This window comes from Arthrobacter sp. P1_D4, from assembly GCF_056406115.1.
The window spans coordinates 1-24,508 of sequence record NZ_JBFUAU010000003.1 but is presented as its reverse complement, the minus strand read 5'-3'; the positions used below and the strand labels follow the sequence as shown (position 1 = coordinate 24,508).

Here is a 24,508-nt window from a genome sequence, read left to right as displayed (position 1 = left end):
CGAACGCAGACCCGGCGGCAGAACTTCTACGTTCACCATCAATTCTACGGGCGGCCAGGCAGGGTGGGGTGCCTGTTGCGCGTGAATTGACTCACACACTGTCTGGGGCCACGTCGAAGTCGGCAAAACCATCCGCGCCGGGCGTAAGCCCCTCTGCGTCCTCAAGGATCATGTCGACGGCCTTTTCCGCGATCATGATGGTGGGTGCCTGGGTGTTGGCACTGACCAGCCGGGGCATGATCGAGGAGTCAACGACCCGCAATCCCTCCAGCCCGTGGACCTTCAGCCGCGGGGAGACAACGGAATCGTCGGTGGTACCCATGGCGCAAGTGCCGACCGGGTGGTACGAGGTCCGTCCGTAGGACCGCACGAAATTCACGTACTCGTCGCGGGTTGCCACCCGGGAGCCGTCGCCGATGTGCTCCTTCTGGATGAACGCCGCCATCGATGACTGTTCCATGATTTGCCGGCTCTGCTGCACGCCTGCGATCGTCATCTCCAGATCGTAGTCATCTGCCAGGAAATTCGGATCGATGATCGGTGTCATTGTGGGATCTGAGGACGCGACGCGAACTGTCCCCCGGCTGCGGGGGCGCAGGAAGTACGAGTTGAGCGTCGCCCCGAATCCGGGCCGCAGCGACGCAATGCCCGGCTCCGACCTCGCCGCGGGCAGGAAGTGGAACTGCAGGTCCGGGGTCTTCTCATCTGTGTTGGCGTAGCTGAAGCCGCCGGCCTCGACGAGGTTGGACGCGAACGGTCCCGTGCGGAAGGCCAGATACTCGAGGCCCGCCAGGACTGTCGCCGGGCGCACCCGATTGAACCGGTCCAGGCTGTGGTCATCGGTGAGCTCGTAGATGATGTCCAGGTCAAGGTGGTCCTGCAGGTTCTTCCCGACCCCTGGCAGGGCGTGGAGCACGTCGATGCCGGCGGCGGCAAGGTCTGCCGGGTCGCCGATGCCTGAAAGCTGCAGCAACTTGGGCGAGCCAAACGCGCCGCTGGCGATCAGCACCTCGCGCCGGGCCCCGTAGGTTCGCGCGACTCCGCCTTCAATCGTCTGGATGCCGACGGCGCGGCCATTCTTGATGACCACCTTGGAGACGGTCACATTGACGCGGACAGTGAGATTGGGCCGCCTGCGCGCGGGTTTCAGATAGGCGACGGCTGCGCTGCACCGGCGCCCATTCCTGGTGGTGGTCTGATAGAAGCCAACGCCGAGCTGCTTCGCCCCGTTAAAATCGTTGTTGTAGGGCAGCCCGAACTCCTGGCCCGCCTGCACGAATGCCGCCGAGAGCGTGTGCGGACGCCGGAGATCAGAGACGCCGAGCGGCCCTGTGGTTCCATGGTGGGGTCCTGAGAGCCTGGTGTTTGACTCCGAGCGAATGAAATACTTGGACACCTCGACGGCGGACCAGCCCTCGCATCCGTAGTCCCCGGCCCACCCGTCGTAGTCCCCAGCCACGCCGCGGGTGAAGACCTGGGAGTTGATGGACCCGCCGCCGCCAAGCCCGCGGCCTTGAGGGAGCGGGATGCTGCGGCCGTTGCTGTGCTTTTGCGGAACACTGCTATACGCCCACTGATACGGGCCCCCCTTCAGTCTCGGGAAGCCCGCGGGCATGTGGATGAAGGGATGGCGGTCGGACCTGCCCGCCTCGAGCAGAAGCACACGGACTGAGGGGTCTTCACTCAATCTGCCAGCCAGAACGCTGCCGCCGGTACCACCCCCGGCGATCACATAGTCGTACTCAGCATCGTCCGGCACTATGACTCCTCAACCATCGCCGAAGCTACCGCTCCTTGAAGCGTTGATTGAAGTGTGTTAGTTCCGCGGCCATGATGTCAAGCATCCGGGCTGGCGTGCACCGCCGCACGTAGGCGGCACACGGCGGAACGGACGGGGCGGCCGTGTGCCGCCTTGAGAAATGAGGCCGACAGGAGGCCTGAGCAAATTTGTGCGCGACTCATGGAGCCGTGGGGCCAGTCAGACTTCCGGAGACCATAGACGGCTGGGGACCTCAAGAGTACCTTACGTCTTATGACGGGCTCTGAAATGAGGCCATCGCCCCGAGGAACTCCATTCAGCGCAGCGCAGTGGCTGATCTTGACACGGCGGGCCTGGTTGGCAACCGCGCTGGCAGCCGTGGCCGCAGCCTTGAACAACTCCGCAGCGGCGGCACAAATCGGCGCGGCCGCCGACCCCACCGTCCCTGGGGCCGCCGACCGTGGCACGCTCCAGATGACCCAGGACCCCCTCGCCCTGCTCGACAGCGTGGCGCTCCTCTGCGAGTTCCCCGTCCGGGAAAACGGTGAAACAACATGGCCGCAAGGCGTGTCCATCAACGAGGGCGCACAGGAAATCTACGTGTCAAACCAGAATGGCACCGAATTGCGAATTGACGTCCGAACCCTCCCCGCAGGGATCAGGAGGTCGTCGAGAATCGTCACAACCGAAGATCTGTGCTGGACGGAAGCATTGCCCTGGTTCTACAACGAAAGAGGGCAGCTTTGCTTCATCATCAGGGCAACCGGTGGGGCGCGGGCGAATGCGTCCACCTATGCTGTCTACAACTACACCACCGGCACCAAGGGTGCCAACATTCCAATCAACGGTATATGGCGCGCGGACGTGTCCGGCAGATACATGGCAACAACTGACGCCGGCACCACTTCGGTGAGCAGCTTTTACGTCTACGACTGGGCCAGCGTTCAAGCCGGCAATCCCGCTCTGATAGCAACCATCCCCGCCCAGGCCGGTGCGCGGACCGCCGGTAAGAACCAGGGCCTGGCATGGGTCGGCAACTATTTCTACCTGATCCAGGGCAGTCAGTCGGAGAGCCCGACCTTCCAGGCCTGGGACTCCAACGGCAAACTGTCGATCTCCAGCAAATACACGCGCGCCGACTTCATGGATTTGGTCAACAAACTCAAGCCCGGATATCTCACGAACGCGAACTACACCTACGAGGCAGAGGGCGCATTCAACCACGAAGGCAAACTCGTCTCGGTACAGATTGTGAACAACAACCCTTCAGTGGCCACAGACGGGCGGGTCCTGGTACTCCAGCACAACCGCACCGACGGTGTGCGGGGCAAAATGCAGCCGGCGGATGTGGCAGGTCAATGACGTCGGCCGGATCCGGCAAACCTCATCGAAGATTGTCGGCGTTGGGTGGATGGGTTGACCGATACGCCGGGTTCTGTGTTCCCGCGCTGTTACCGGCGCGGGAGTAGCGGCCATCCATCTACGGACGCCGTTGCCGACGCCCTCCAGCGGCCTACCCGAACACTCGGGCGAGCAGCCCTCAAACGTGTCCTGTCTGGCCTTGCTCCGGGTGGGGTTTACCTAGCCTTCCCGGTCACCCGGGAAGCTGGTGGTCTCTTACACCACCGTTTCACCCTTACCTGCCCTGCGGTCTGTGCAAGCACACGCCGCACGCAGGCGGTCTGTTCTCTGTGGCACTGGCCTGCGGGTTACCCCGAGTGGGCGTTACCCACCACCCTGCTCTGCGGAGCCCGGACGTTCCTCGAGCCACTTGCGTGACGCGCGGCCGCCTGGTCAACCCATCCGCTGTTCATTCTACGTTCTCCCGGCCGGCGCAGCCGCACCACGGACTTTCGGGGCTGCCGGTGGGAGAATTTAAGCAGGGTTCCTGCTAGTCAAGAAAGAGTGATCCCGATGAACTGGACCGCCATCATCATCTGGCTGTTGGCCATCGTCCTGGTGGCTATTCTCGCCAAGATGTCGATCAAGATTGTGCGCCAGTACGAACAGGGCGTCCTGTTCCGTCTGGGCCGGGTGGTCGCGGTACGGATGCCCGGCCTGCGGTTCATCATCCCGGTGGTGGACCGGCTTCAGCTGGTGAGCCTGCGGATCGTGACAATGCCGATCCAGTCACAGGGCATCATCACCCAGGACAACGTCAGCGTCGATATCTCGGCAGTGGCGTACTACCGGGTGATCGACTCCGTGAAGTCCGTCGTGGCGATCGAAGACGTGGCCGCGGCCATCAACCAGATCGCCCAGACCACCCTGCGGAAAGTGGTCGGCCGCCACAGCCTGGACCAGACGCTGTCGGAGACTGAGCGCATCAACAGCGACATTCGGATAATCCTGGACGCGATGACCCTGGAATGGGGTGTCGAAGTGACGCTCGTCGAACTCAAGGACATCCAGCTCCCGGAGAGCATGAAGCGGGCGATGGCCCGGCAGGCGGAGGCCGAGCGGGAGAAGCGGGCCAAGATCATTTCGGCCGAAGGAGAGGCGATCGCCGCCGTGGCCCTCGGCGCGGCATCTGACACGATGATGGCCCACCCGGTCGCCCTGCAGTTGCGGAATCTTCAGTCCCTTGTGGAGATCGGGGTGGACAAGAACTCAACCGTCGTCTTCCCGGCGCCTCTGATGAGCACCATCGCCGAACTGGCCGCTTTCCTGGCACGCGAGGACCATGTGGCCAAGACGGCGATCTCGGCGACGGCGACGCCAGAGGCACCGACAACGACGCCACCAATAAAAGCGGCGTAGCGTCCCCCCGGGCCTATTATCGAGGGATGGACAAATCTGCCCTGACCCGGCGCCGGCTGCTTGAGCTGGCAGGAATCGGCCTTGGCGCGTCCGCGCTCTCTGCCTGCACAGAGGGCATCGCGCATCCCGAGACGTCTCCGCCCGCGCCAGCGAGCCCAGCCAGCCCGACGGCGTCAGGGCCGCGGGCCGGCGCCGGCGCGCTGACGGTCCGGACCAGCACGGGTTCGTTCGTCTCGGCTTTCCGCCCCGGCATCGCCAGCCATTGGTCGCTGGCCGCACCCGAATTGCCGCCCGGCGGCGCGCGGCCCGAATTGCCCGTGGCTGTCTTTCTTCACGGACTCCACGGCAGCCACAAGGCACTGTTCGAGGGCTTATCGGCGCATAAGGCCCTCCAACGGCACCTCGACGCCGGCGGCGCGCCCTTCGCGATCGCCGCGGTGGACGGCGGAAACACCTGGTGGCACCCCCGCGCCGACGGCAGCGACACCCAGTCGACGCTGGTGAAGGAGTTTGTCCCGTTCCTGGGCAAGCGGGGCTACGACCTTGGCAGGATCGGCCTCTTCGGTCTCTCCATGGGAGGCTTCGGTTCGCTCCTGCTGGCCTCCCAGGGCCGGCTGCCCGGAATTCGCGCCGTCGCCGCCATGAGTCCGGCGGTCTGGGACAACTACGACGCACGCATGGACACAGCATTCGACAGCCCGGCTGACTTCGCGGCCCATGACGTGTTCGCGCTCCGGTCCCGGCTCGCGGCGGTGCCCAAGCGGATCGATTGCGGCACAGGGGACGCGCTTGCCGCCACGGTTCGTGCCTACCGTGCAGGGCTGAAGGGCGACGTGGAGGGTGGTTTCCGGCCCGGCGGCCACGACTACAGCTACTGGCGGACCGTGCTGCCCGAGGTGTTCTCATTCCTGGGCCACAACCTCGCCTGAACCCGCCACCGCCGGCCGCGTACTGCGGCGCCCGCGGAACGCGCCGCCGGTAGGATCGTACGGTGCTAATTCTGTTGCCGCCCTCCGAGGGCAAGACTCCCGCTGTGCGCGGGGACGCCGCCGACTGGGGCGCCTTGAGCTTTCCCGCCCTCAACAGCTCCCGCGCCAAGGTCCTGGAGGCGCTCGGCACCGTCAGCGCCCACGAGGACGCGCTGGCGCTGCTGGGCGTCGGCGCCTCCCTGAGCGCCGACGTCGAACGCAATACGCGGCTGCACGCGGAACCTGCCGCCCCGGCCCACCAGGTGTATTCCGGGGTGCTCTTTGACGCCCTCGGCTACAACACGCTGACCCCGGCGCAGCGGAGGAAGGCCGACGAATCGGTGCTGGTGGTCTCCGCCCTGTGGGGAGCCATCCGCTTCGCCGACCGCGTGCCCGCCTACCGGCTGTCGATGGGGACTTCGCTGCCCGACGTCGGACGGCTCGCCTCATTCTGGAAGCCGCAACTGAACGACGCCCTGGCGGCGGCCACTACGGGTGAGCTGTTAGTGGATTGCCGGTCGAGCACCTACGCCGCGGCGTGGACTCCCCCGCCGGTACAGACGGTGGCCGTGAACGTCTTCACCGAGACCGCGGGCGTGCGCAAGGTGGTCAGCCACTTTGCCAAGCACACCCGGGGCGAACTGGCACGGCATTTGCTCAGCCGCCGGGGCAAGGCGCCCCAAACCCCCGCACAGTTGCAGAAGGCGGCGGCGGAGAAGTGGGTTGCCGAACTCGTTGAGGGCACGGACCGGAAGCCGCACACCCTGAACATTATCCTGCCGAGCTGAGGCGCAGGCGGGTGCTTAGGCCCACTCGGACGAGCGCACCAGGATGCAGCCGGAGTCCGGGCAGAACACGATGTCGTCCTCGGCCGCGGCCTTGATCTCGGCCAGGTCGCCCGGGCTCAGGTGCATGCCGGAGCCTTCCGAGGTGCCGTGGAAGAGCCGGGCAGCGCCGACGCCGCGCTTGGCCAGGGTCTTCTCGTAGACGGCGAGCATTCCGGCGTCGAGTCCGGCGGCGAACTCGGCACGCTGCCCGCGCACCACCGTGGCTTCGGCGGCGATCTCGGCCAGCTGCTCGTCCAGCTCCGCACGGATGGAGCCGAAGGAGCCCTGGATGTCGTCCACAATCTGCTGCTGGGCCGCCTGGCGGGCGCGGAGCGAGTCGAGCCGTTCAAGGACTTCGAGCTCCACGTCCTCGAGGTCCGAGCGGCGCTTGTTCAGCGATACGAGGTCCCGCTGCAGGGCGACGAGGTCCTTGGACAGCCCCGTGCCGCTGTTGAGCCTGGCCTCGTCGCGTTCGATCCGGGAGGCGACTTGCTCGACGTCGGCCTCTGAGCGCTTGAGCTCCAGTTCAGCATCGTGGACGGCCACCTTAGCGGCACCGAGCTCACCGTTGGCCACGCTGAGGGCGGCTTCCAGGTCCGTGATGCGGGAATCGCTTTCAAGGCTTCGCCGGCGGTTGGACAAGGACTTGAGCTTGGCATCGAGCCCCTGCAATTCGAGCAACTTCAACTGTTCCGCCGGTGCTGCCTTGGCCACTATTTACCTCCGCTAAATCCAATCCGGCCGAAGCCGGGCACCGTCCCGGCGCTCCTTAGACTCTAGCGCCTAGCGTACTCCCCGGCCTCGCTACGCTCACCCGGGGCCCCTCGCACGCCAGGCTTAGCCCGGAGTCAGAATGAAGTCCCACGGGTCGCTGTTGGTGCTGCTGACCCGGATCTCGACGTCGTGGCCTTGGTCGGTGAGCACATTGCCCAGCGCTTCGGCGGCCGCAGGCAGCCACAGCCATTCACTGGCGAAGTGGGAAACGTCGATCAGGTACGGCCGGTCGTTGACCGCCGCCTCCCGGGCTTCCGATGCCGGGTGGTGCCGCAGGTCCGCCGTGACGTAGACGTCCGCGTTGCTCGCCCGCACCTCGCCGAAGAGCGAATCGCCGGCGCCGCCGCAGACAGCCACCCGCCGGATCAGCCCGTCCCGGTCCCCCGAGACACGCACACCGCCGGCCACCGAGGGCAGGATGCCGTACACGCGGGCCGCGAAATCACCCAGCGTCAGGACCTCGTCGAGGTCGCCGACGCGGCCAATGCCTTCCTCGGGGAGCCCGTTCGCGGCCGGCGTCAGCGGGGCCACGTTCTGCAGGCCCAGCGCGTCCGCCAGGACGTCGGAAACGCCCCCGACGGCGGAGTCACCGTTGGTGTGCACGGTCAGCAGCGCGGTCCCGGACTCGATGAGGCGGTGCACTGCCTTGCCCTTGGCCGTATTCGCGGCCACGGACGTCACGCCCTTGAGCAGCAGCGGATGGTGCGTGATGAGCAGCTCGGCACCGAAGTCGATCGCTTCCTCGATCACGTCAATTGTCGGATCGACCGCGAACATGACCCGGTGCACCTCGGCGTTCGGGTGGCCGGCCACCAGACCCACCTCGTCCCAGTCCTCCGCCAGGGATTCGGGCCAGAGCTCCTCCACCGCCAGCTGGATCAGGCCCAGCGTCGCGGCGCCGGTGTCCTCCCCGGTGCCGGTACCGGCGTCGACGGCGGCAGCAGGGCGGTCGGATTCCGCTGAAACATCGGTGTTCACAGGTTCCATACCCCCATTTTTACCCTATCCGCGGGCGGCCCGGTCACTCGTAACACTCTCGTAAGGTGGGTGGGGAATCATCGGGGCCCTCGAACCATTGAAGAGATCATGAGAACTTTTGTCCTCGGCGGAGGCTGCTTCTGGTGCCTCGACGCCGTCTACCAGAAAACCAAGGGCGTCAGCTCAGTCGTGTCGGGCTACACCGGAGGCCATGACCGCAGCCCCGACTACTACTCTGTGTGTTCCGGGACCACAGGCCACGCCGAGGTGGTGGCAGTGACATTCGACGAGGACGTCATTCCCGCCGAGGTCATCCTGGACATGTTCTTCGCCCTCCACGACCCCACCACGCTGAACCGGCAGGGCTACGACGTCGGGACACAGTACCGTTCCTCAATGTTCTACGAGACCACCGAGGAAAAGATCCTGTTCGAGGAGGCGATCGAGCGGAACCAGTCCCTGTGGCGGCACCCGATCGTCACCGAGGTCAGCCGGCTGCCCCAGTTCCATGTGGCCGAGGAAATCCACCAGGACTACTTCGCCAAATACCCGGAGCAGGGCTACTGCCAGGTCATCATTAACCCCAAGCTGGCCAAGGCGAGGAAATATTACTCTGCATGGCTTAATGCTTAGCTAGGGCCTGTAGGCGCTCGTTAGGCTGACCTCAGTCAACCCTCTTCAAAGACAGGCATACATACATGGCACCGATCTATGACGATGTAACCCAGCTGGTAGGCGGAACTCCGCTGGTCCGGCTGAACCGGCTGACCGAAGGCCTTGACGCCACCGTGGCCGTCAAGCTGGAGTTCTACAACCCGGCCAACAGCGTCAAGGACCGGATCGGCGTCGCGATCGTTGACGCTGCCGAGAAGTCCGGTGCCCTCAAGCCCGGCGGCACCATTGTCGAAGGCACGTCCGGCAACACCGGAATCGCCCTGGCCATGGTGGGCGCGGCCCGCGGCTACAAGGTCATCCTGACCATGCCCGAGACCATGTCCACCGAGCGCCGGGTCATGCTGCGCGCGTACGGCGCCGAGATTGTCCTGACCCCCGGTTCCGAGGGCATGCGCGGCGCCGTGGAGAAAGCCCAGGAGATCGTGGCCAACACGGAGAACTCCATCTGGGCCCAGCAGTTCGCCAACGAGGCCAACCCGGAGATCCACCGCCGCACGACGGCCGAGGAAGTCTGGGCCGACACCAACGGCAAGGTGGACATCTTCGTCGCCGGCGTCGGCACCGGCGGCACCGTCACCGGCGTCGGACAGGTCCTGAAGGAACGCAAGCCGGAGGTCCAGATCGTGGCCGTCGAGCCGAAGGACTCCGCCATCCTCAACGGCGGCGCCCCCGGCCCGCACAAAATCCAGGGCCTCGGCGCGAACTTCGTCCCCGACATCCTGGACACCAACGTCTATGACGAGGTCATCGACGCCACGCTGGAAGATTCCGTCCGGGTGGCGCGCGAACTCGGCATCAAGGAAGGCATCCTGGGCGGCATCTCCTCCGGCGCCATCGTCTGGGCGGCCCTGGAGCTCGCCAAGCGCCCGGAGAACGCCGGTAAACTCATTGTTGCTGTGGTTTGCGACTTTGGTGAGCGCTACATCTCCACCGTGCTGTACGACGACATCCGCGGCTAAGTCCGCTGACCCACGATTGCCCAGAAAGGTCTTTGTGAGCTTCTTCGCAAGACTGAAGGAAGACCTCGACGCCGCCCGGTCCCACGACCCGGCGGCTCGAGGTTCTTTTGAGAACTTCTTCGCCTATTCCGGCCTGCACGCGATCTGGTTCCACCGCCTGACGCACCGGCTGTGGCAAAACCCGGCACTGCGGTTCCCGGCGCGGCTGATCTCCCAGCTCGCCCGGTTCCTGACCGGCATCGAGATCCATCCCGGCGCGACCATCGGCCGGCGCTTCTTCATCGACCACGGCATGGGTGTCGTCATCGGCGAGACGGCCGAGATCGGCGAGGACGTCATGATCTACCACGGCGTGACCCTCGGCGGCCGTTCGCTCGCCAAGATCAAACGCCACCCCACCATCGAGGACCGTGTGGTGATCGGCGCGGGCGCCAAGATCCTGGGCCCCATCACGATCGGCCGGGACAGCGCCGTCGGCGCCAACGCCGTGGTGGTCAAGGACGCCCCGGCCGAATCAATCGTCACCGGCGTGCCGGCCACCTGGCGGCACCGCGACGCGCAGCGCGAGACCAAGCCCGCCGTCGACCCTGCCGAATACCTGATCGAATACCGGATCTAGACCGGGCTCTGGACCGGCTCCCGACTGAACCGGGTACCTAGGCAGCCTTACCCGGGAACCTCTTGTAGATGTTCCACAGGACGGCGTCGAACGCCCGGTCCGGCAGCAGGTGGCGCAGCAGCAGGATCCCGCGGGCGCTGGCACCCACCGGGTAGCGGGTCTTGGGCCGCTGGGCGGTCGCGGCGTGCAGGATCGCCTCGGCAGCGAGCTCGGGCCGCGACGACGTTGCGGGGTTGTCCGTGGTGCCCAGCGCCGCCGCCACCACCTTGGCCTGGGCCGCATAAGGGCCGTTTCCGGAGCTGGCCAGCAGCCCCTGCGCCGCAATGGCGCCCCACTCGGACTGCGTCCCGGCCGGCTCGATGACGGCCACATCAATACCGTGCGGCTTGAGCTCGAGCCGCAGCGAATCGCTCAGGCCCTCCACGGCGAACTTGGTCGCATGGTACCAGGCACCCAGCGGCTCGTACATTTTGCCGCCGATCGATGAGATGTTGATGATCCTGCCCGCACGGGCGGCCCGCATGGCGGGGATCACGAGCTGCGTCATGCGCGCCAGGCCGAAGACGTTCACGTCGAACTGCCGCCGGCCCTCAGCCAGCTCGACCTCCTCGAGCGACCCGTACGTCCCGTAGCCGGCGTTGTTGACCAGGACGTCGATCCGGCCGTGCGCGGCCAGCACGTCCCCGACGACGGCGCTCATCGAGGCCTCATCGGTCACGTCCAGCGCCACCACCTTGACCCCGGATGCCTTCAGCGGCTCCATCAGCTCCACACGGCGGGCCCCGGCATAAACGGTGAAGCCGGCCGAGGCAAGCTTTTTCGCGGTTTCGAAGCCGATGCCGGTGGAGGCACCGGTGACAAACGCTACGGGCTGGGGCATGAGTTGAACTCCTTGGGCGCTGAACTCCTGGGGCAGGAGCGGTGCGGAAACACGGACGGCCGGCGCCTCCCAGCGTATCTGGAAAGTACCGGCCGTCGCGTTGGAACGGGGTGGGTCAGTGGGTGTCGACTGCCTCGATCTCGGACTTGTCCTCGCCCCAGAGGGTGTGGAAAGTGCCCTCGGCGTCAACGCGGCCGTAGGTGTGCGCCCCGAAGAGGTCACGCTGGCCCTGGATGACGGCGGCCGGCAGGCGCTTGCGGCGCAGGCCGTCGTAGTAGGCCAGCGAGGAGGAGAACACCGGCACCGGGATGCCGAGCTGCACCGCGGTGGACACCACCCGGCGCCAGGCCGGAAGGACTTCGGCGATCGCCTTGGTGAACGCCGGGGCGAAGAGCAGGTTGGCCGGCTTCTCCGCAGCGGCGTAGGCCTTGGTGATCTCCTTGAGCAGTTCCGCGCGGATGATGCAGCCGCCGCGCCACAGCGAGGCGATTTCATCCAGCTTCAGGTCCCAGCCGTATTCCTTGGCCGCGGAGGTGAGCATGTCCAGTCCCTGGGCGTAGGAGACCAGCTTGGAGGCGTAGAGCGCCTGGCGGACGTCCTCGACGAAGCTCTCGGGGACCTCGACGGCGGCCTCGCCGCCAGCCAGCAGCTCCTGTGCCAGCACGCGCTGCTCGGCCTGGGAGGACAGTGCCCGGGCGAAGACGGACTCGGCGATGCCCGACGTCGGGGAGCCGAGCTCAAGGGCGGAGATGACCGTCCAGCGGCCCGTGCCCTTCTGGCCGGCGGCATCCACCACGACGTCGACGAACGGCTTACCGGTCTTCGCATCGACGTGGCCGAGGACCTCGGCGGAGATTTCAATCAGGAAGGAGGCGAGGTCACCCTTGTTCCACTCTTCGAAGATCTTGGCCTGCTCGGCCGGTTCGATCCCGGCGCCGGAGCGCAGGAGGTCGAAGGCCTCTCCAATGACCTGCATGTCGGCGTATTCGATGCCGTTGTGGACCATCTTGACGAAGTGGCCGGCGCCGTCGGTGCCGATCCAGGCGCAGCAGGGCTGACCGTCGACGTGCGCGGCGATCTTTTCCAGCAGCGGGCCGAGGGCGTCGTAGGACTCCTTGGAACCGCCCGGCATGATTGAGGGGCCGTTGAGGGCACCCTCCTCGCCACCGGAGACACCGATGCCGACGAAGTGCAGGTCCTTCTTGGCGAGCGCAGCCTCGCGGCGGCGGGTGTCCTCGTAGTGCGAGTTGCCGGCGTCGATGATGATGTCGCCCGCTTCCAGCAGCGGCTCGAGCTGTTCGATCACGGAGTCCACCGGCTTGCCGGCCTTGACCATGATCAGGACGCGGCGCGGCTTCTCCAGCGAATCAACGAGTTCCTGGAGGGTCTCGGTGCGGACGAAGTCGCCCTCATCGCCGTATTTGGCGAGAAGGGTGTCTGTCTTTTCCACGGACCGGTTGTGCAGGGCAACGGTGAAGCCGTTCCGGGCCAGGTTGCGTGCGAGGTTGGCCCCCATCACCGCGAGGCCGGTAACACCGATGTGTGCTGACATCAAAAACTCCAATTCATTTTTGTACACGGTGATTTCTGTAGACCACGTGTACGGCGATTCGTCTCAGACGTTCATCTAGGACTCGGCAGGTCGCGCCGCGGAGGGCGGAACCCACTCTTGAGGATTGTGGCTGTCCTTAAACCATATGTATTTCCGCGGGCCGCGGGAAAGCCGCGCCCACGGAGCGGAATGCTGCGCGTCATAAACAGTCTATGATCACCGGCGCCCGCCACTCCGGTCGGCCCGGACCAGGCCCACCGCATTATGCTTACGACTATGTCAACCAGCCTCCACCACCGCGCCATTGAGCACCTCGGGACCCGGATCGTGGCCGGCGAGCTTCCGGCCGGGCACGTCATGCTTGCCGAGCACCTTGAGGACGAACTCAAGGTCTCCCGCTCGGTGGTCCGGGAGGCGGTCCGGGTCCTCCAGTCCCTGGGCCTGGTGGAGACCATCAAACGCGTCGGCATCCGGGTGCTGCCCTCGAACCGTTGGAACCCCTTCGACCCGCTCGTGATCCGCTGGCGGCTGGCCGGCGAGGGCCGCGGCGCCCAGCTGCGCTCCCTGGCCGAGCTCCGCACCGCCGTCGAGCCGGTGGCCGCTGAGCTGGCCGCGGCCAACGCCCCCGAGGAGCTCCGCCGCGAACTCGTGGAGATCTCGCACGCCATGCGCGACGCCGGGCAGGCCGGGGACGTGCCCCGGTTCCTCGAGCTGGACATCCTGTTCCATTCCCTGCTGCTGACCGGCTCGGGCAACGAGATGTTCGCCAACATGGTGGGCCAGGTGACCGAGACGCTGACCGGCCGCACCATCCACGGCCTGATGCCGGACCACCCGCGGGAGACGGCGCTGCGCTGGCACGTGGAGGTCGCCGAGGCCATCGCCGCCGGGGATGCCGCCGCCGCCCGCGAGGCCTCGAACCGGATCATGCGCGAGACCATCTCGGAGATGGAGCCGAGCTGGAAGAACCAGCCGCGGGTGTTTGTCCCGGTCGAGCGCCACTAACCCGCCACTGGCCCTCCCGGCCCCGACGGCGGCGCTCCTCACGCCGGCGCCCGCCTGAAGTCCAGCAGCACCTTCCCCGAAACAGCCGCGTTCCTGGCGACCTCGAACGCTTCCAGTCCGCGGTCCAGGCCAAAGGTGTGGGTTACCACGGGGTCCACCCGCAGGGAGCCGTCGGCGAGCGCCGCTATGACGTCGTCGATTTCGTCATTGAAGCGGAAGGAGCCCACCAGCTCCAGCTCGCGGGTAATGGCCAGGGAGATCAGGACCGGCTGCGGGCCGGAAGGCAGCAGCCCCACCATCACCACCCTGCCGCCACGGACCGCGCCCGTGATCGCCGAGGCCAGGCCCCGGTGGCTGCCCGAGGACTCGATGACGACGTCCGCCTCAACCGCGGCGATCGCCCCGGCGTCGTCCCCCTTGAGGACCGCGTCGGCCCCCACGGCACGGGCTATCTCCAGCGGCCGCTCGTGCATGTCCACGGCCACGATCCGGCCGGCGCCGGCGCGTTTGAGCACGGCCACGGCCAGGGCCCCGATGGGACCGCTGCCGATCACCAGCGCCGTCTTTCCCGCCACGTCCCCGGCGCGCGCCACGGCGTGCCAGGCGACGCTGGCCGGTTCCGCCAGGGCCGCGGTCTGCAGGTCCAGCCCCGCCGGCAGCGGCCGGAGCATCCGGGCCGGCAGGTTCACATACCGGCTGAACGCGCCGTCGGTGTGCGGAAACCGCGCGGCGCTGCCCAGGTAGGTGCAGCCCGGCGACAGATTCGGACGCTCCGCCGGGTACAGGGCGCCGCCAGGGCCCGGCGTGGCGGGATGCACCGCGACGGCCGTGCCGGGCCCCGGCCCCGAGCCGTCAGCGGCGGCGCGGATCACGGTCCCCACGATCTCGTGGCCCAGGACCATGGGAGCCTTGAGGACGGATTCGCCCGCGGCGCCGTGCAGCCAGTAGTGCAGGTCGGAGCCGCAGATGCCGCCGAAGGCGACGTCGATGACGGCTTCATCGGGCGCCGGCGCGGGCACGGGGATGTCCTCGATCCGCAGATCGCCCGCCGCGTGGGCCACCACCGCCGCGGCCGTGGCCGGAAGTGCTGCCACGCCGCCCATCAGACCACCACCGTCATTCCGCCGTCGATGAAGATGGTCTGGCCATTGACGAAGTCGGATCCGTCGGAGGCCAGCCACACGGCGGGTCCGGCCAGGTCCTGCACGGTCCCCCAGCGGTGCGCGGGGGTCCGGCCCAGGATCCAGGCGTTGAACTGCTCATCGTCAACAAGGTTTTGGGTCATCTCGGTGTGGATGTAGCCCGGCGCGATCCCGTTGATCTGCAGGCCCGAGGCGGCCCATTCCGCGGTCATGGCCCGGGTCAGGTTCCGCAGGCCGCCCTTCGCCGCGATGTAGGGCGCGATGGTGGGCCGGGCGAGGTCGGTCTGGACCGAGCAGATGTTGATGATCTTGCCCCGGCCCCGCGGGATCATGTGCCGGGCCGCTTCCCGCCCCACCAGGAACGCGCTGGTCAGGTCCGTGGAGATGACCCGCTCCCAGTCGGCCACGTCGAGCTCAAGCATCGGGACCCGGTGCTGGATGCCGGCGTTGTTGACCAGGATGTCCAGCGGGCCCACGTTCTCCTCCACCCAGGCGATGCCCCGGGCGGCCCCGGTGTCGCTGGTGACGTCGAAGGCGCAGCTGTGCACCCGGCCCGGCGCGTAGTCCGCGGCCATCGCGGCCTCGGCGGCCTTGAGCCGCTCGGGGTTGATGCCGTTGAGCACCACGGTGGCGCCGGCGTCGGCCAGGGCCCGGGCCAGGGCGTTGCCGATTCCCCGGCTCGAACCGGTCACCAGGGCCACGCGCCCGGTCAGGTCAAAAAGTCCGCTCATGGTTCACTGATCCTCATTTGGTCTTTGCTGCTGTGTTGGCTGTTGGCTTGTCGCTGGGGTTGTCACGCGCGTTGTCGCTGAGGTTGGAAATGGCCTGCCGCACGACGGCGAGGTCCCGGTCCCCCAGCCCCTGGCGCTTGAGTTCCGCGTAGAGCTCGGCGCCGGCGGCCGCCATCGGTACTGCGGCACCCGCGGCTGCGGCGCTCTCGAGCACGAAGGAGAGGTCCTTGTGCATGAACTTGGCAGGCCCGGTGGGCTCGTAGTCCCTGGCGGCGAGTCGTGGGCCCACGATGTCCAGGACCCGGCTGCCCGCGAGTCCGCCGGCGAGCACCTCGTAAAGGGCGGGCACCTCCATGCCGGAGCGTTCGGCGAGCTCCGCGGCCTCGGCGAGCGCCGCCGTCGTGGTTCCCACGATCAGCTGGTTGCACGCCTTGGCGAGCGACCCCGATCCCAGCGGTCCCAGCCGCCGCACGGTGCTGCCCATCGCGCCGAAGAGCGGCAGGAGCCGGCGGAAGTCGCCGTCGCTGGCGCCCGCCATGATGGCGAGGGTGCCGTCCGCCGCGCCTTTGGTGCCGCCGCTGACGGGCGCATCGACGACGACGGCGTTGCCCCCGCTCGCCTCGGCGACCCGTGCCCCGAAGTCCCGCACGCCGGACGGCGACACGCTGCTCATCACCACGACGGCGGTTCCGGGCGCGGGCGGGCTGGCGGCCCAGCCGGCCAGGAGCGCGGCACTCGCATCCTCAATGTCGGACAGATCCGGCAGCATGAAGACAATGACGGGCTGGTCGCGAAGCGTCTCGACCCTGGCCACGCGCGAGCCGCCCAGGGCCTCGAAGGCGTCCAGCGCCGCCGGCGAACGGTTCCAGGCGGTGACGGTCCATCCTGCCGCGAGGAGGTTGGCGGCCATCGGCGCGCCCATCAGGCCGAGGCCGACAAACCCTGCCTCCCTGCGGTCAATCTCCATGCGTTGCCCTCGATTCGTCGTGGTTAATCTTGAGATTCTGTTCAGCATCCTAGCCTCCATTCAGTATGATGAACACTATGACGCCCAAAACCACCGTCGCGATCGCCGTCCCGCTCGAAGCAGAGCTGGTGGACCGCATCCGCGCCGTAGATCCGTCCGTGACCGTCCTCTACGACCCCGAGCTCTTGCCGCCGGAACGTTTTCCCGCCGACCATGCGGGTGACCCGGACTTCCGCCGGACGCCGGAGCAGGAAGAGCGCTACTGGGACATGCTCAACAAGGCCCAGGTCCTGTACGGGCTCCCCAACGAAAGCCCGGCAGGCCTCGCCCGGATCGCCGGCAGCAATCCCCGGCTAGAGTGGATCCATGCCATGGCGGCCGGCGCCGGCGGTGCCGTGAAGGCATCGGGGCTGGACGCCGCGACGCTGCAGAAGTTCAGGGTCACCACCTCGGCCGGGGTGCACGCCCTGCCGCTCGCCGAGTTCGCCGCCCTGGGCATCCTCAACGGCTTCAAGCGCAGCGCCGAGCTGGCCCAGGACCAGGCGGCCAAGCTCTGGCCCGAGCTCCGCACCCCCACCCGCCTGGTCAACGGCTCCCGCCTGGTGGTCACCGGGCTCGGCGAGATCGGGCTCGAGACCGCCCGGATCGCCCGCGCCCTGGGCATGAGCGTCAGCGGGACCAAGCGGACCGTGGAGGCCATCGACGGGATCGAGACGGTCACGGACAACGACCGCCTCGCCGGCCTGCTGGGCACCGCAGACGCCGTCGTCAATACCCTGCCCGGCACGCCGTACACCGAGAAGCTCTTCAGCCGCGACGTCTTCGCCGCCATGAAGCCCGGAACGGTCTTCGTCAACGTGGGCCGCGGCACCGTGGTGGATGAAGAGGCGCTTCTGGAGGCCCTGGGCAACGGCCAGGTCTCCTATGCCTGCCTCGATGTCTTCGCCGTGGAGCCGCTGCCGCAGGACAGCCCGCTGTGGAACCACCCCAGGGTGATGGTGTCCCCGCACACCTCGGCGCTCAGTGCCGCCGAAAACCGGCTGATCACCGAACGCTTCTGCAGCAACCTGCGGACCTACCTCGACGGCGGCGAACTCCCACACCTTGTGGACACGGTGCACTTCTACTGAGTCCACTCTTCCGCACTGCACAGCGCCGTAGCGCACACAGGGCGGCCCACCGGAAACGGTTGGGCCGCCCTTTGCGTTGGGCGAGGCCGGTTCCACCCGGCGACGCGGGTATTCGGGTCGCGCAGAAACGGCCGTGGCCCCCTCCTGGGTGGAAGGGGCCACGGCCTGTGCTGCGCGGAAGGAGCGTCTGCTGCCCGGATTCGCCTAGTGCGCATCCTCCGTCAGGAGAAGGTCGCGTCCCACCGTCTCGGGTGTGAAGAAGGTGGTGACGAAAGAGATCAGCGCCAGGACCAGCGAGTAGATGGCGAGCACCAGCCAGGAATGGTCCGTGGCGGCCAGCAGCGCGGCGCCGACCAGCGGGACCAGGCCGCCGGCCAGGACGGCGGAGAGCTCCCGGCTCATGGCCACGCCGGTGAAGCGGTACTGCGAGCCGAAGAGTTCAGGCAGCAGCGGGCACTGCGGGCCGAGCATGGACTGAACGCCGAGGGCGATGCCCACCACCATGACAATCCAGACCAGCGTGACATTGCCCAGCGTCACCAGGTAGAACGCCGGAAGCGCGATGAGCGCCTGGAACAGTGCACCGTAGCGGTAGACCGGCACCCGGCCGAACCTGTCGGACAGCGCACCGAAAGTGATCACCATGACGGCCGCGAAGCCCGCGGCGATGAGCAGGCCGACCGGACCGATGAACTTGTCGCCGGGAAAAACGCCGTCCTTGGCCGCCAGGAACGCGATGAGCAGGGCGGAGTAGATCGAGGAATTGCCGTTTTCGCCCATCCGCAGGCCGATGCCGATCAGCACGTTCTTCTTCGAGTGCTTCCACAGCTGGCCGATGGGGTTCTTGACTACATTCTTGTGCTTTTCCAGTTCCTGGAAGACGGGCGTTTCCTTCAGCCGGAGCCGGATGAAGATGGCCACCACAACCAGGAGCACGCTGGCCAGGAAGGGCACCCGCCACAGCCAGCCCTCCAGGACGGCCTTGTCTGCCATGGCAATGAGCGCGAACGTTCCGGCGCCGAGCAGGGTTCCCAGCTGGATGCCGACGAACGGGAGCGAAGCGAAGAAGCCACGACGGCGGCGCGGCGCGACTTCGGAAATCAGCGTGGTGGCGCCGGCCTGTTCAGCGCCGGCACCCAGTCCCTGCAGGATGCGCAGCGTCACCAGAAGAACGGCGCCGAGCATGCCGGCCTGTTCGTACGTCGGCAGCAGGCCGATGGCGAAGCTGGCGGTCCCCATCAGGCCGATGGTGAGGATCAGGACCATCTTGCGGCCGAACCGGTCGCCGATGTAGCCGAAGACCATCCCGCCGAAGGGCCGGGCCGCGAAGCCCACACCGTACGTGGCGAAGGATGCAATCAGGGCCCCGTCCTCGCCGAGCGGCTTGAAGAACAGCGGGCCAAAGATCAGGGCGGAGGCCAGCCCGTAGATGTAGAAGTCGTAGTACTCCAGCGCGGAGCCCACAGAGCTGGCAAGCGTTGCCCGTCGCAGCTGTTCCGGATCGACGACGGCGCCGTCCGCTTCAGCGAGCGGTGTATTAGTACTAGTTGTCACAAGCACTCCCTCAAGAACACTCCAGACCCCCGTTGGTCTGGTGGGTGTGAGCAACCCCAAGGAGTCGATCACTATGCTGAACAGAGTACAGCATAGTGATCGCCTAGCCAATGAATAATCAGATTTATTCCGGACGTCCCGAAACGCTCAGCAGCGCTGGCCCCTAGCCCATGGGATTGCCGAGGGACCGGGCGAGGTCCTGGAGTTCCTTCACCATCATGGCGCCCTGCTCCTGCGAGTAAGTCGCCTTCAGCGCGGTGACCGAAAGGCCGAGGCTGGGCCCGTGTGCGCCCCGGGTCGGGACGGCGACGGCCAGGCACACGACGCCGGTGGTGGATTCCTCGTCCTCGAACGCATACCCCTGCTCCCGGATGAGCGTGAGCTGCGCCTTGAGCTCGGCACCCGTGCGCAGCGACTTCGGCGTCAGGACCGGAAGAGTCGCGTCGTCGGGAAACATCTCGTCGACGTCGTGATCATGCAGCCGCGCGATCAGGGCCTTGCCCACGGCACAGAGGGACACAGGCATCTTGTCGCCGATATTGGACGTCAGGCGCACCGCCGGGTGCCCTTCGTAGCGGGCGAGGTAGATGACATTTGTTCCGTCCAGCATGGCGATCCGGACCGTCTCTCCCGAGAGTGTCGGGGCCTGTTCACAGAAGCGGTAGAACTCCTGGACCTCGTCGAGGCGGCTGAGGTAGGCAGCACCCAGCTCAACCAGCTTCCGGCCGAGGGTGAACTCCGCGCCCTGGCGGCTGATAAGCCTCGCCTCCTCGAGCGCGAGCAGGAGGTTGGAGGTGGAGGACTTAGGGATTCCCAGTTCCCGGGACAGGTCACTGAGCGTGAGGCGTCCGGTCGCGGATGCCGCCAGGGCTTCCAGCACGGCGGCGGCACGGGTGACAGCCGGTGCGGGTGACGCGCTCCCCAATCCGTCGGAGGGTCGGGAAACTCGGGAATCGGCCATGATTCTCCTTCAGGTATCGCGCGCAAGTCGCCGCGCCACTCGTTCGAATGCCGTCCAGTCAGCTGAACACTAACCATCATAATGTCTGGCGCCTCGAACCGGGACCGGCAAAGCCCGTGCATCCATTGCTCCCCTGTCGGCGGGCCTCGTCGGGGACCGCCGGCCCCTTAGGCGGCAGACACCACGGGGTTCGTCAGCTCGCCGATGCCGGCAATGTGGCACGTGACGGTGTCGCCGGGGACGATCGGCGCACACTCGGCGGGGAATCCCGTCAGCACCAGGTCACCCGGGTGAAGAGTCATGAAGGAAGTGAGATAGGTGAGGATTTCCTCCACCTTCCAGCCAAGGTCGGCGGAGCTGGCTGCCTGGAGTTCCCGACCGTTGTGTTTGATGCCGATCGCCAGGTCGTCACCGTTCAGGTCCGTGACGATCCAGGGCCCCACGGGCGTGAACGTGTCCTGGCTCTTGGCGCTGATCCACAGCTCATCGGATTCCTGCAGATTCCTGGCGGAGACGTCATTTCCTATGGTGTAGCCCAGGACCGCGCCCATGGCGTTGCCGGGCGTCAGTCCGCGGGCCCTGCTCCCGATGACGAGGGTCAGTTCGGCCTCCGGCTCGACGCGCCCCACGCCCGGCCGGAGTTCAACCGCGTCCCCCGGGCCGACCACGCTGGTGGACGCCTTGTGGAAGGCCTGCGGCGGAAGCCCGCGACCGGCGGCACCGGTATTGTGCGCCATGCCCAGGACGTTGGCCGGGACACAGGGCGCGAGGAACGTGAACGACGCTTCCTCCACCGTCGCGCCGGCCCCCCAACCGCTGCGGGGCAGGCTGCCGGCATTGGCGGCAGAACCCGGGAACGGAGAGGGTGTCACCGTCCACGCCCTGCCCGCCGCACTGCCAAAGTCCGCTGTGTCGTTGGCGACGAAGAAGTATTCGTCCGCGGCAGCCGGGGAAAGCGGGCGGACTCTGGCGATTCGGCGGGCACTCGTAGCGGTCATGAAAACATCCTAGGCGGCGGACTCCCGGGGCCCGCGATTAGGCCATCGAGTGGCGTAATTCCGGCGCGCAGAAACCCCGCCGGTGTTTCACATTTCCAAGCGTTCACGGTATATTCATTACAAGCCTTCCACCGCGGCATCCCCCAATAGTCGCGGTGGAAGGCTTTTCCAATGCCCGGGTGATACCAGGGTCCGGGGTCCCCATTTTTGCTGGCCGGGCCGGGCGATTGTTGCCCGCGCAGGCAGCCTACGCGGCGTCCGCAACGGCCCCCCGCAGCCGCCAGCCCCCACCGAGGCCGTCCCGGATCAGTTCCATGGTGGTCAGGGCAGACCCGCGGTTGCGGCCGAGCTTCGCCTGGACCTGCCAGACTTCGACGTCCACGCGGCTCAGGCCCTTGGGCATCCGGCGCTCGGCCTCCCACCAGCTGACCCGCTCGAACCAACGCACGGGCTCGGCCCCGATCAACCATTCCCTGCCCCCGCGCACTACCGCCAGGGGCCGCCCGTCCGGGCCTGTTTTCACCATCACGTGTTCCATGCCCGTCACAGTAGGGCGGAGCCCTGACATTTTCGGGGCGCACAGCATCCCCCGCCGGAACGCACAAAACCCCGCCCTTCCGGACCGCGTGGTCCGGAAAAGCGGGGTTTTCTGTGGTGGGTCCTACCGGGATCGAACCGATGACATCCACGGTGTAAACGTGGCGCTCTACCAGCTGAGCTAAAGACCCAAACCGCGGCATCCGCGCCTCAGCGCTTCAACCAACGAACAGCTACTGTACCGGATGTCACCGGCCAAGCGCCAATCGGCCCGGCCGTCGCTACAGGGGCGGCAGCTCGGCGGCGAGCCAGGTCAAGGCCCCGCTGACGCCTGCCTCCAGCTTGATGGTGGCGAGGCCGTCCCCGCGGGTCGGTCCCCTGTTGATGATGACCACGGCTTTGCCCTGCTTCGCCGCATGGCGGACAAAACGCAGGCCGCTCATCACGGTGAGCGACGAGCCGGCCACCAGGAGCGCCCGGGCGGCGTCGACCATGGCGTACGAGCGCTCCACCCGGTCCTTGGGCACGTTTTCCCCGAAGTACACGAAGTCCGGTTTTAGGGTGCCGCCGCAGGCCGGACAACGGGCGACGATGAACGATCCAATCAGTTCGGTGTCCTCGACGGCGGCATCGGCGTCCGGCGCCATTTCAACCACCCCGGCCGCCTGTGCCCGTTCCAGGAACCCGGGGTTGAGTTCTTCCAGGACTCCGGCCAGCATCCGGCGGCTGAACCGCCGGTGGCAGTCCAGGCACATCACCTGGTCGAACCGGCCGTGCAGGTCCACGACGTTGACGCTGCCGGCGTCCTCGTGGAGCCGGTCCACGTTTTGTGTGATGAGGCCGGTGAGAAGCCCCCGTTGCTCCAGCCGGGCTACAGCGGCATGGCCATCGTTCGGATCCGCCCTGCGCAGATGTGACCAGCCGATGTGGTTGCGGGCCCAGTAGCGCTGCCGGTTTCCCGGCTCGCCGATGAATTCCTGGTAGGTCATGGGGGTCCGCGGTGCGGCGCCGGGCCCGCGGTAGTCGGGGATGCCTGAATCCGTACTCAGGCCGGCGCCTGTCAGCACGGCGAACTGCTCCCCGGACAGGAGTCCGTGGATGTCTTGCAGGGCCTCCAATTCGGTGCGCTGGAGTTCCGCGGCGCTCCCGGCGGCCGTAACCGGCGGGAGGCTGGCAAACCCGGTCATGCCGATTCCTGGCCGCCGCTGCCTCACCGGATCAGCTCCCGCCGAGTCCTGTGAGGGCCGCCCGGTATTCGGCGAAGTCGCGGGCCTGGCCGCGCGGATTCACCACGACGTAGCGGACGATTCCCGCAGCGTCGATGATGAAGGTGCCGCGCAGCGCCATGCCGCTGTCAGGGTCGAACACACCGTAAGCCGAGGCCACGGCGCCGTGCGGCCAGAAGTCGGCCAGCAGATCGAAGCCGTAGCCTTCCTTTTCGGCATAGGCACGCTGGGCGAATTTGCTGTCCACCGAGACTGCCAGCACGACGGCGTCGGCATCCTCGAACAGTGCCAGGTTGTCCCGGATTTCGCAGAGTTCCCCGGTGCAGATCCCGGAGAAGGCAAACGGGTAGAAGACTATGGCGACGTTGCGGCCGCGGAAGTCCGAGAGGCGCACCGGTTCGCCGAATTGATTGGCGAGCTCGAAATCCGGTGCGGGATCGCCGACGCCGGGAACGGGACTCACGGCGGAGCCCGGCCCGGAGGCCTCGCGCTGGACCGCTTGGCTCACTTGTTCTTCCGCGTGACCAACCGGGTGGCGCTCCAGTCCTTCGAGACGCCGGCGGAGGTGGTGTAGTGGAGCCCTGCGGTGGGCGCGGCGTCCTGGATGTCCGCAGGCGAGACGTAGCCGTCCCGGCCGGACTTGGGAGTCAGGACCCAGACAACGCCGCCCTCGGTGAGAGTGGTCAGCGAATCGACCAGCGTGTCCACAAGGTCTCCGTCACCTGCCCGCCACCAGAGAATGGCGGCATCGACCACCTCGTGATCGTCCTCATCGAGAAGCTCAGAGCCCGTGAGATCTTCGATATCGTCCCGCAAGTCGAAGTCGACATCGTCGTCATAACCGAATTCCTGAATCAGGTCCCCGTCTTTGAAACCCAGTTTCTCCGCCACATTTACCGAAGTGGCGGCGTCGGCCTCGCTCACGTGTTGCTCCTATGCTTTTTGAATTGCTTCATGTTTTCAATGGCACTAGTGATTTCCATTACTCCAAGCCAACACCCTTTGAGCTCTCGCTTCAAGCTGTTGGCACCGCGATCCGCCATATTCTGCGTCACACAGGCCGATCCGGAGGCTGCCGGGCAGCGCTTCGTCACACAACCAGTATGCCCGTGAAATACGGGGACGGGTCCATAGGGCGGCTACGCATCCATCAGCCCGCACGGCTAGAGTGGCTGATGACGACTACGCCTGCGCGGGCAACCGCCCGGCTAATACACAGGCAGGCGTACCGTGATTGGACCTTGCCCGGCGCATACGACCGGGCTGATGTAACCGATATGTCGCACACGTCGCGTTCACGCCAGGCAGTCACCCTGCCCGGAGCTGAGGGTGCCGATAGATGCGCTCAAAGAGAGGTTGGACGTGGCTGCAGGAGAAGATACCTCCCATATCCTCAGCGGGTTGACAAACCAGCTGCCTGATCGTGATCCGGAAGAGACCGCCGAGTGGCTGGAGTCCCTGGATACCCTGATTCAGGAACAAGGCACCGAACGTGCCCAGTACATT

General features: G+C 66.8%; 24 protein-coding genes, 1 tRNA gene and 1 other RNA gene. 9 read left to right on the top strand and 17 right to left on the bottom strand.

The window, feature by feature from the left end; translation table 11 throughout:
• Window positions 1-91: 91 nt before the first annotated feature.
• Complete coding sequence (locus tag AC1D0A_RS04345; RefSeq protein WP_243177195.1) at window positions 92-1,759, bottom strand: GMC family oxidoreductase; 1,668 nt, start codon at window positions 1,757-1,759, stop codon at window positions 92-94.
• A gap of 357 nt (window positions 1,760-2,116) precedes the next feature.
• On the opposite strand from AC1D0A_RS04345, the gene AC1D0A_RS04340 reads away from it, so the two are divergent.
• Complete coding sequence (locus AC1D0A_RS04340; RefSeq protein WP_243177194.1) at window positions 2,117-3,121, top strand: hypothetical protein; 1,005 nt, start codon at window positions 2,117-2,119, stop codon at window positions 3,119-3,121.
• Between the two features lie 46 nt (window positions 3,122-3,167).
• Here the strand turns inward: AC1D0A_RS04340 and rnpB are convergent.
• Window positions 3,168-3,561: RNase P RNA component class A (gene rnpB / locus AC1D0A_RS04335), an RNA gene on the bottom strand.
• A 112-nt stretch (window positions 3,562-3,673) separates the two neighbouring features.
• On the opposite strand from rnpB, the gene AC1D0A_RS04330 reads away from it, so the two are divergent.
• The 3 genes from AC1D0A_RS04330 (at window position 3,674) to AC1D0A_RS04320 (ending at window position 6,275) form a co-directional block, all read left to right on the top strand.
• Window positions 3,674-4,519: a slipin family protein gene (locus tag AC1D0A_RS04330; RefSeq protein ID WP_243177193.1), complete on the top strand. Its 846-nt coding sequence runs from the start codon at window positions 3,674-3,676 to the stop codon at window positions 4,517-4,519.
• A 26-nt stretch (window positions 4,520-4,545) separates the two neighbouring features.
• Window positions 4,546-5,448, top strand: coding sequence for an alpha/beta hydrolase (locus AC1D0A_RS04325; protein ID WP_476945258.1), 903 nt, complete (start codon window positions 4,546-4,548; stop codon window positions 5,446-5,448).
• A gap of 62 nt (window positions 5,449-5,510) precedes the next feature.
• Window positions 5,511-6,275 (top strand): YaaA family protein, encoded by a 765-nt coding sequence (locus tag AC1D0A_RS04320; RefSeq protein WP_243177191.1) that lies wholly within the window; start codon window positions 5,511-5,513, stop codon window positions 6,273-6,275.
• Between the two features lie 15 nt (window positions 6,276-6,290).
• Here AC1D0A_RS04320 and AC1D0A_RS04315 read toward each other — a convergent pair whose 3' ends face one another.
• Both AC1D0A_RS04315 and AC1D0A_RS04310 read right to left on the bottom strand, forming a co-directional pair.
• The gene (locus AC1D0A_RS04315) at window positions 6,291-7,028 is read right to left on the bottom strand and encodes a zinc ribbon domain-containing protein (RefSeq protein WP_243177190.1); all 738 of its coding nucleotides are present in this window, start codon (window positions 7,026-7,028) and stop codon (window positions 6,291-6,293) included.
• 123 nt (window positions 7,029-7,151) lie between these two features.
• On the bottom strand, window positions 7,152-8,075 hold the full coding sequence (locus AC1D0A_RS04310) for a Nif3-like dinuclear metal center hexameric protein (protein WP_243177189.1): 924 nt from the start codon (window positions 8,073-8,075) through the stop codon (window positions 7,152-7,154).
• Between the two features lie 99 nt (window positions 8,076-8,174).
• On the opposite strand from AC1D0A_RS04310, the gene msrA reads away from it, so the two are divergent.
• The 3 genes from msrA (at window position 8,175) to epsC (ending at window position 10,319) form a co-directional block, all read left to right on the top strand.
• On the top strand, window positions 8,175-8,699 hold the full coding sequence (msrA, locus tag AC1D0A_RS04305; protein ID WP_243177188.1) for a peptide-methionine (S)-S-oxide reductase MsrA: 525 nt from the start codon (window positions 8,175-8,177) through the stop codon (window positions 8,697-8,699).
• Window positions 8,700-8,764: 65 nt separating this feature from the next.
• Window positions 8,765-9,700, top strand: coding sequence for a cysteine synthase A (gene cysK, locus AC1D0A_RS04300; RefSeq protein WP_459385078.1), 936 nt, complete (start codon window positions 8,765-8,767; stop codon window positions 9,698-9,700).
• A 34-nt stretch (window positions 9,701-9,734) separates the two neighbouring features.
• On the top strand, window positions 9,735-10,319 hold the full coding sequence (epsC, locus tag AC1D0A_RS04295; RefSeq protein ID WP_018773413.1) for a serine O-acetyltransferase EpsC: 585 nt from the start codon (window positions 9,735-9,737) through the stop codon (window positions 10,317-10,319).
• Between the two features lie 37 nt (window positions 10,320-10,356).
• Here epsC and AC1D0A_RS04290 read toward each other — a convergent pair whose 3' ends face one another.
• Window positions 10,357-11,199, bottom strand: coding sequence for an oxidoreductase (locus AC1D0A_RS04290; protein ID WP_476945257.1), 843 nt, complete (start codon window positions 11,197-11,199; stop codon window positions 10,357-10,359).
• A 115-nt stretch (window positions 11,200-11,314) separates the two neighbouring features.
• Window positions 11,315-12,751, bottom strand: coding sequence for an NADP-dependent phosphogluconate dehydrogenase (gndA, locus tag AC1D0A_RS04285; RefSeq protein WP_018773415.1), 1,437 nt, complete (start codon window positions 12,749-12,751; stop codon window positions 11,315-11,317).
• 276 nt (window positions 12,752-13,027) lie between these two features.
• On the opposite strand from gndA, the gene AC1D0A_RS04280 reads away from it, so the two are divergent.
• Entirely contained in the window at window positions 13,028-13,756 is a 729-nt protein-coding gene (locus tag AC1D0A_RS04280; RefSeq protein ID WP_028277812.1) for a FadR/GntR family transcriptional regulator, read from the top strand.
• 38 nt (window positions 13,757-13,794) lie between these two features.
• On the opposite strand, the gene AC1D0A_RS04275 is transcribed toward AC1D0A_RS04280, so the two are convergent.
• From AC1D0A_RS04275 to AC1D0A_RS04265, 3 genes are read right to left on the bottom strand one after another with little or no spacing between them, the layout of a single operon-like run.
• Window positions 13,795-14,859 carry an L-idonate 5-dehydrogenase gene (locus AC1D0A_RS04275; RefSeq protein ID WP_243177185.1) on the bottom strand — a complete coding sequence of 355 codons (1,065 nt, stop codon included), beginning with the start codon at window positions 14,857-14,859 and terminating at the stop codon, window positions 13,795-13,797.
• Window positions 14,859-15,629: an SDR family oxidoreductase gene (locus AC1D0A_RS04270; RefSeq protein WP_079554757.1), complete on the bottom strand. Its 771-nt coding sequence runs from the start codon at window positions 15,627-15,629 to the stop codon at window positions 14,859-14,861. The genes AC1D0A_RS04275 and AC1D0A_RS04270 overlap by 1 nt, the downstream gene beginning before the upstream one ends.
• Window positions 15,630-15,642: 13 nt before the next feature.
• Window positions 15,643-16,596 (bottom strand): NAD(P)-dependent oxidoreductase, encoded by a 954-nt coding sequence (locus AC1D0A_RS04265; protein ID WP_476945256.1) that lies wholly within the window; start codon window positions 16,594-16,596, stop codon window positions 15,643-15,645.
• A 65-nt stretch (window positions 16,597-16,661) separates the two neighbouring features.
• On the opposite strand from AC1D0A_RS04265, the gene AC1D0A_RS04260 reads away from it, so the two are divergent.
• Entirely contained in the window at window positions 16,662-17,726 is a 1,065-nt protein-coding gene (locus tag AC1D0A_RS04260) for a D-2-hydroxyacid dehydrogenase (RefSeq protein ID WP_476944042.1), read from the top strand.
• A gap of 204 nt (window positions 17,727-17,930) precedes the next feature.
• On the opposite strand, the gene AC1D0A_RS04255 is transcribed toward AC1D0A_RS04260, so the two are convergent.
• From AC1D0A_RS04255 to AC1D0A_RS04220, 8 genes are all read right to left on the bottom strand, one after another.
• Window positions 17,931-19,280 carry an MFS transporter gene (locus tag AC1D0A_RS04255; RefSeq protein ID WP_155855730.1) on the bottom strand — a complete coding sequence of 450 codons (1,350 nt, stop codon included), beginning with the start codon at window positions 19,278-19,280 and terminating at the stop codon, window positions 17,931-17,933.
• A gap of 163 nt (window positions 19,281-19,443) precedes the next feature.
• The gene (locus AC1D0A_RS04250) at window positions 19,444-20,241 is read right to left on the bottom strand and encodes an IclR family transcriptional regulator (protein WP_028277808.1); all 798 of its coding nucleotides are present in this window, start codon (window positions 20,239-20,241) and stop codon (window positions 19,444-19,446) included.
• Window positions 20,242-20,408: 167 nt separating this feature from the next.
• Window positions 20,409-21,239 (bottom strand): fumarylacetoacetate hydrolase family protein, encoded by an 831-nt coding sequence (locus AC1D0A_RS04245; protein WP_476945255.1) that lies wholly within the window; start codon window positions 21,237-21,239, stop codon window positions 20,409-20,411.
• 247 nt (window positions 21,240-21,486) lie between these two features.
• Complete coding sequence (locus tag AC1D0A_RS04240) at window positions 21,487-21,765, bottom strand: hypothetical protein (protein ID WP_243177181.1); 279 nt, start codon at window positions 21,763-21,765, stop codon at window positions 21,487-21,489.
• A 126-nt stretch (window positions 21,766-21,891) separates the two neighbouring features.
• Window positions 21,892-21,967 (bottom strand) — tRNA-Val (locus tag AC1D0A_RS04235).
• A gap of 90 nt (window positions 21,968-22,057) precedes the next feature.
• On the bottom strand, window positions 22,058-22,990 hold the full coding sequence (locus AC1D0A_RS04230; RefSeq protein WP_476945254.1) for an NAD-dependent protein deacetylase: 933 nt from the start codon (window positions 22,988-22,990) through the stop codon (window positions 22,058-22,060).
• A 4-nt stretch (window positions 22,991-22,994) separates the two neighbouring features.
• Entirely contained in the window at window positions 22,995-23,510 is a 516-nt protein-coding gene (locus tag AC1D0A_RS04225; protein ID WP_476945253.1) for a peroxiredoxin, read from the bottom strand.
• Entirely contained in the window at window positions 23,507-23,926 is a 420-nt protein-coding gene (locus AC1D0A_RS04220; RefSeq protein ID WP_018773429.1) for a DUF3052 domain-containing protein, read from the bottom strand. Before AC1D0A_RS04220 ends, AC1D0A_RS04225 begins: the two co-directional genes overlap by 4 nt.
• Between the last annotated feature and the right edge of the window lie 582 nt (window positions 23,927-24,508).

What these genes read in the sequence shown, in the direction of transcription:
- AC1D0A_RS04240 (WP_243177181.1), bottom strand. Translation starts at nt 21,765, where the DNA reads ATGGTGAAAACAGGCCCGGACGGGCGGCCCCTGGCGGTAGTGCGCGGG.
- gndA (WP_018773415.1), bottom strand. Translation starts at nt 12,751, where the DNA reads ATGTCAGCACACATCGGTGTTACCGGCCTCGCGGTGATGGGGGCCAAC.
- AC1D0A_RS04260 (WP_476944042.1), top strand. Translation starts at nt 16,662, where the DNA reads ATGATGAACACTATGACGCCCAAAACCACCGTCGCGATCGCCGTCCCG.
- AC1D0A_RS04280 (WP_028277812.1), top strand. Translation starts at nt 13,028, where the DNA reads ATGTCAACCAGCCTCCACCACCGCGCCATTGAGCACCTCGGGACCCGG.
- AC1D0A_RS04290 (WP_476945257.1), bottom strand. Translation starts at nt 11,199, where the DNA reads ATGCCCCAGCCCGTAGCGTTTGTCACCGGTGCCTCCACCGGCATCGGC.
- cysK (WP_459385078.1), top strand. Translation starts at nt 8,765, where the DNA reads ATGGCACCGATCTATGACGATGTAACCCAGCTGGTAGGCGGAACTCCG.
- AC1D0A_RS04325 (WP_476945258.1), top strand. Translation starts at nt 4,546, where the DNA reads ATGGACAAATCTGCCCTGACCCGGCGCCGGCTGCTTGAGCTGGCAGGA.
- AC1D0A_RS04270 (WP_079554757.1), bottom strand. Translation starts at nt 15,629, where the DNA reads ATGAGCGGACTTTTTGACCTGACCGGGCGCGTGGCCCTGGTGACCGGT.
- AC1D0A_RS04265 (WP_476945256.1), bottom strand. Translation starts at nt 16,596, where the DNA reads ATGGAGATTGACCGCAGGGAGGCAGGGTTTGTCGGCCTCGGCCTGATG.
- AC1D0A_RS04250 (WP_028277808.1), bottom strand. Translation starts at nt 20,241, where the DNA reads ATGGCCGATTCCCGAGTTTCCCGACCCTCCGACGGATTGGGGAGCGCG.
- AC1D0A_RS04245 (WP_476945255.1), bottom strand. Translation starts at nt 21,239, where the DNA reads ATGACCGCTACGAGTGCCCGCCGAATCGCCAGAGTCCGCCCGCTTTCC.
- AC1D0A_RS04275 (WP_243177185.1), bottom strand. Translation starts at nt 14,859, where the DNA reads ATGGGCGGCGTGGCAGCACTTCCGGCCACGGCCGCGGCGGTGGTGGCC.
- AC1D0A_RS04310 (WP_243177189.1), bottom strand. Translation starts at nt 8,075, where the DNA reads ATGGAACCTGTGAACACCGATGTTTCAGCGGAATCCGACCGCCCTGCT.
- AC1D0A_RS04330 (WP_243177193.1), top strand. Translation starts at nt 3,674, where the DNA reads ATGAACTGGACCGCCATCATCATCTGGCTGTTGGCCATCGTCCTGGTG.
- msrA (WP_243177188.1), top strand. Translation starts at nt 8,175, where the DNA reads ATGAGAACTTTTGTCCTCGGCGGAGGCTGCTTCTGGTGCCTCGACGCC.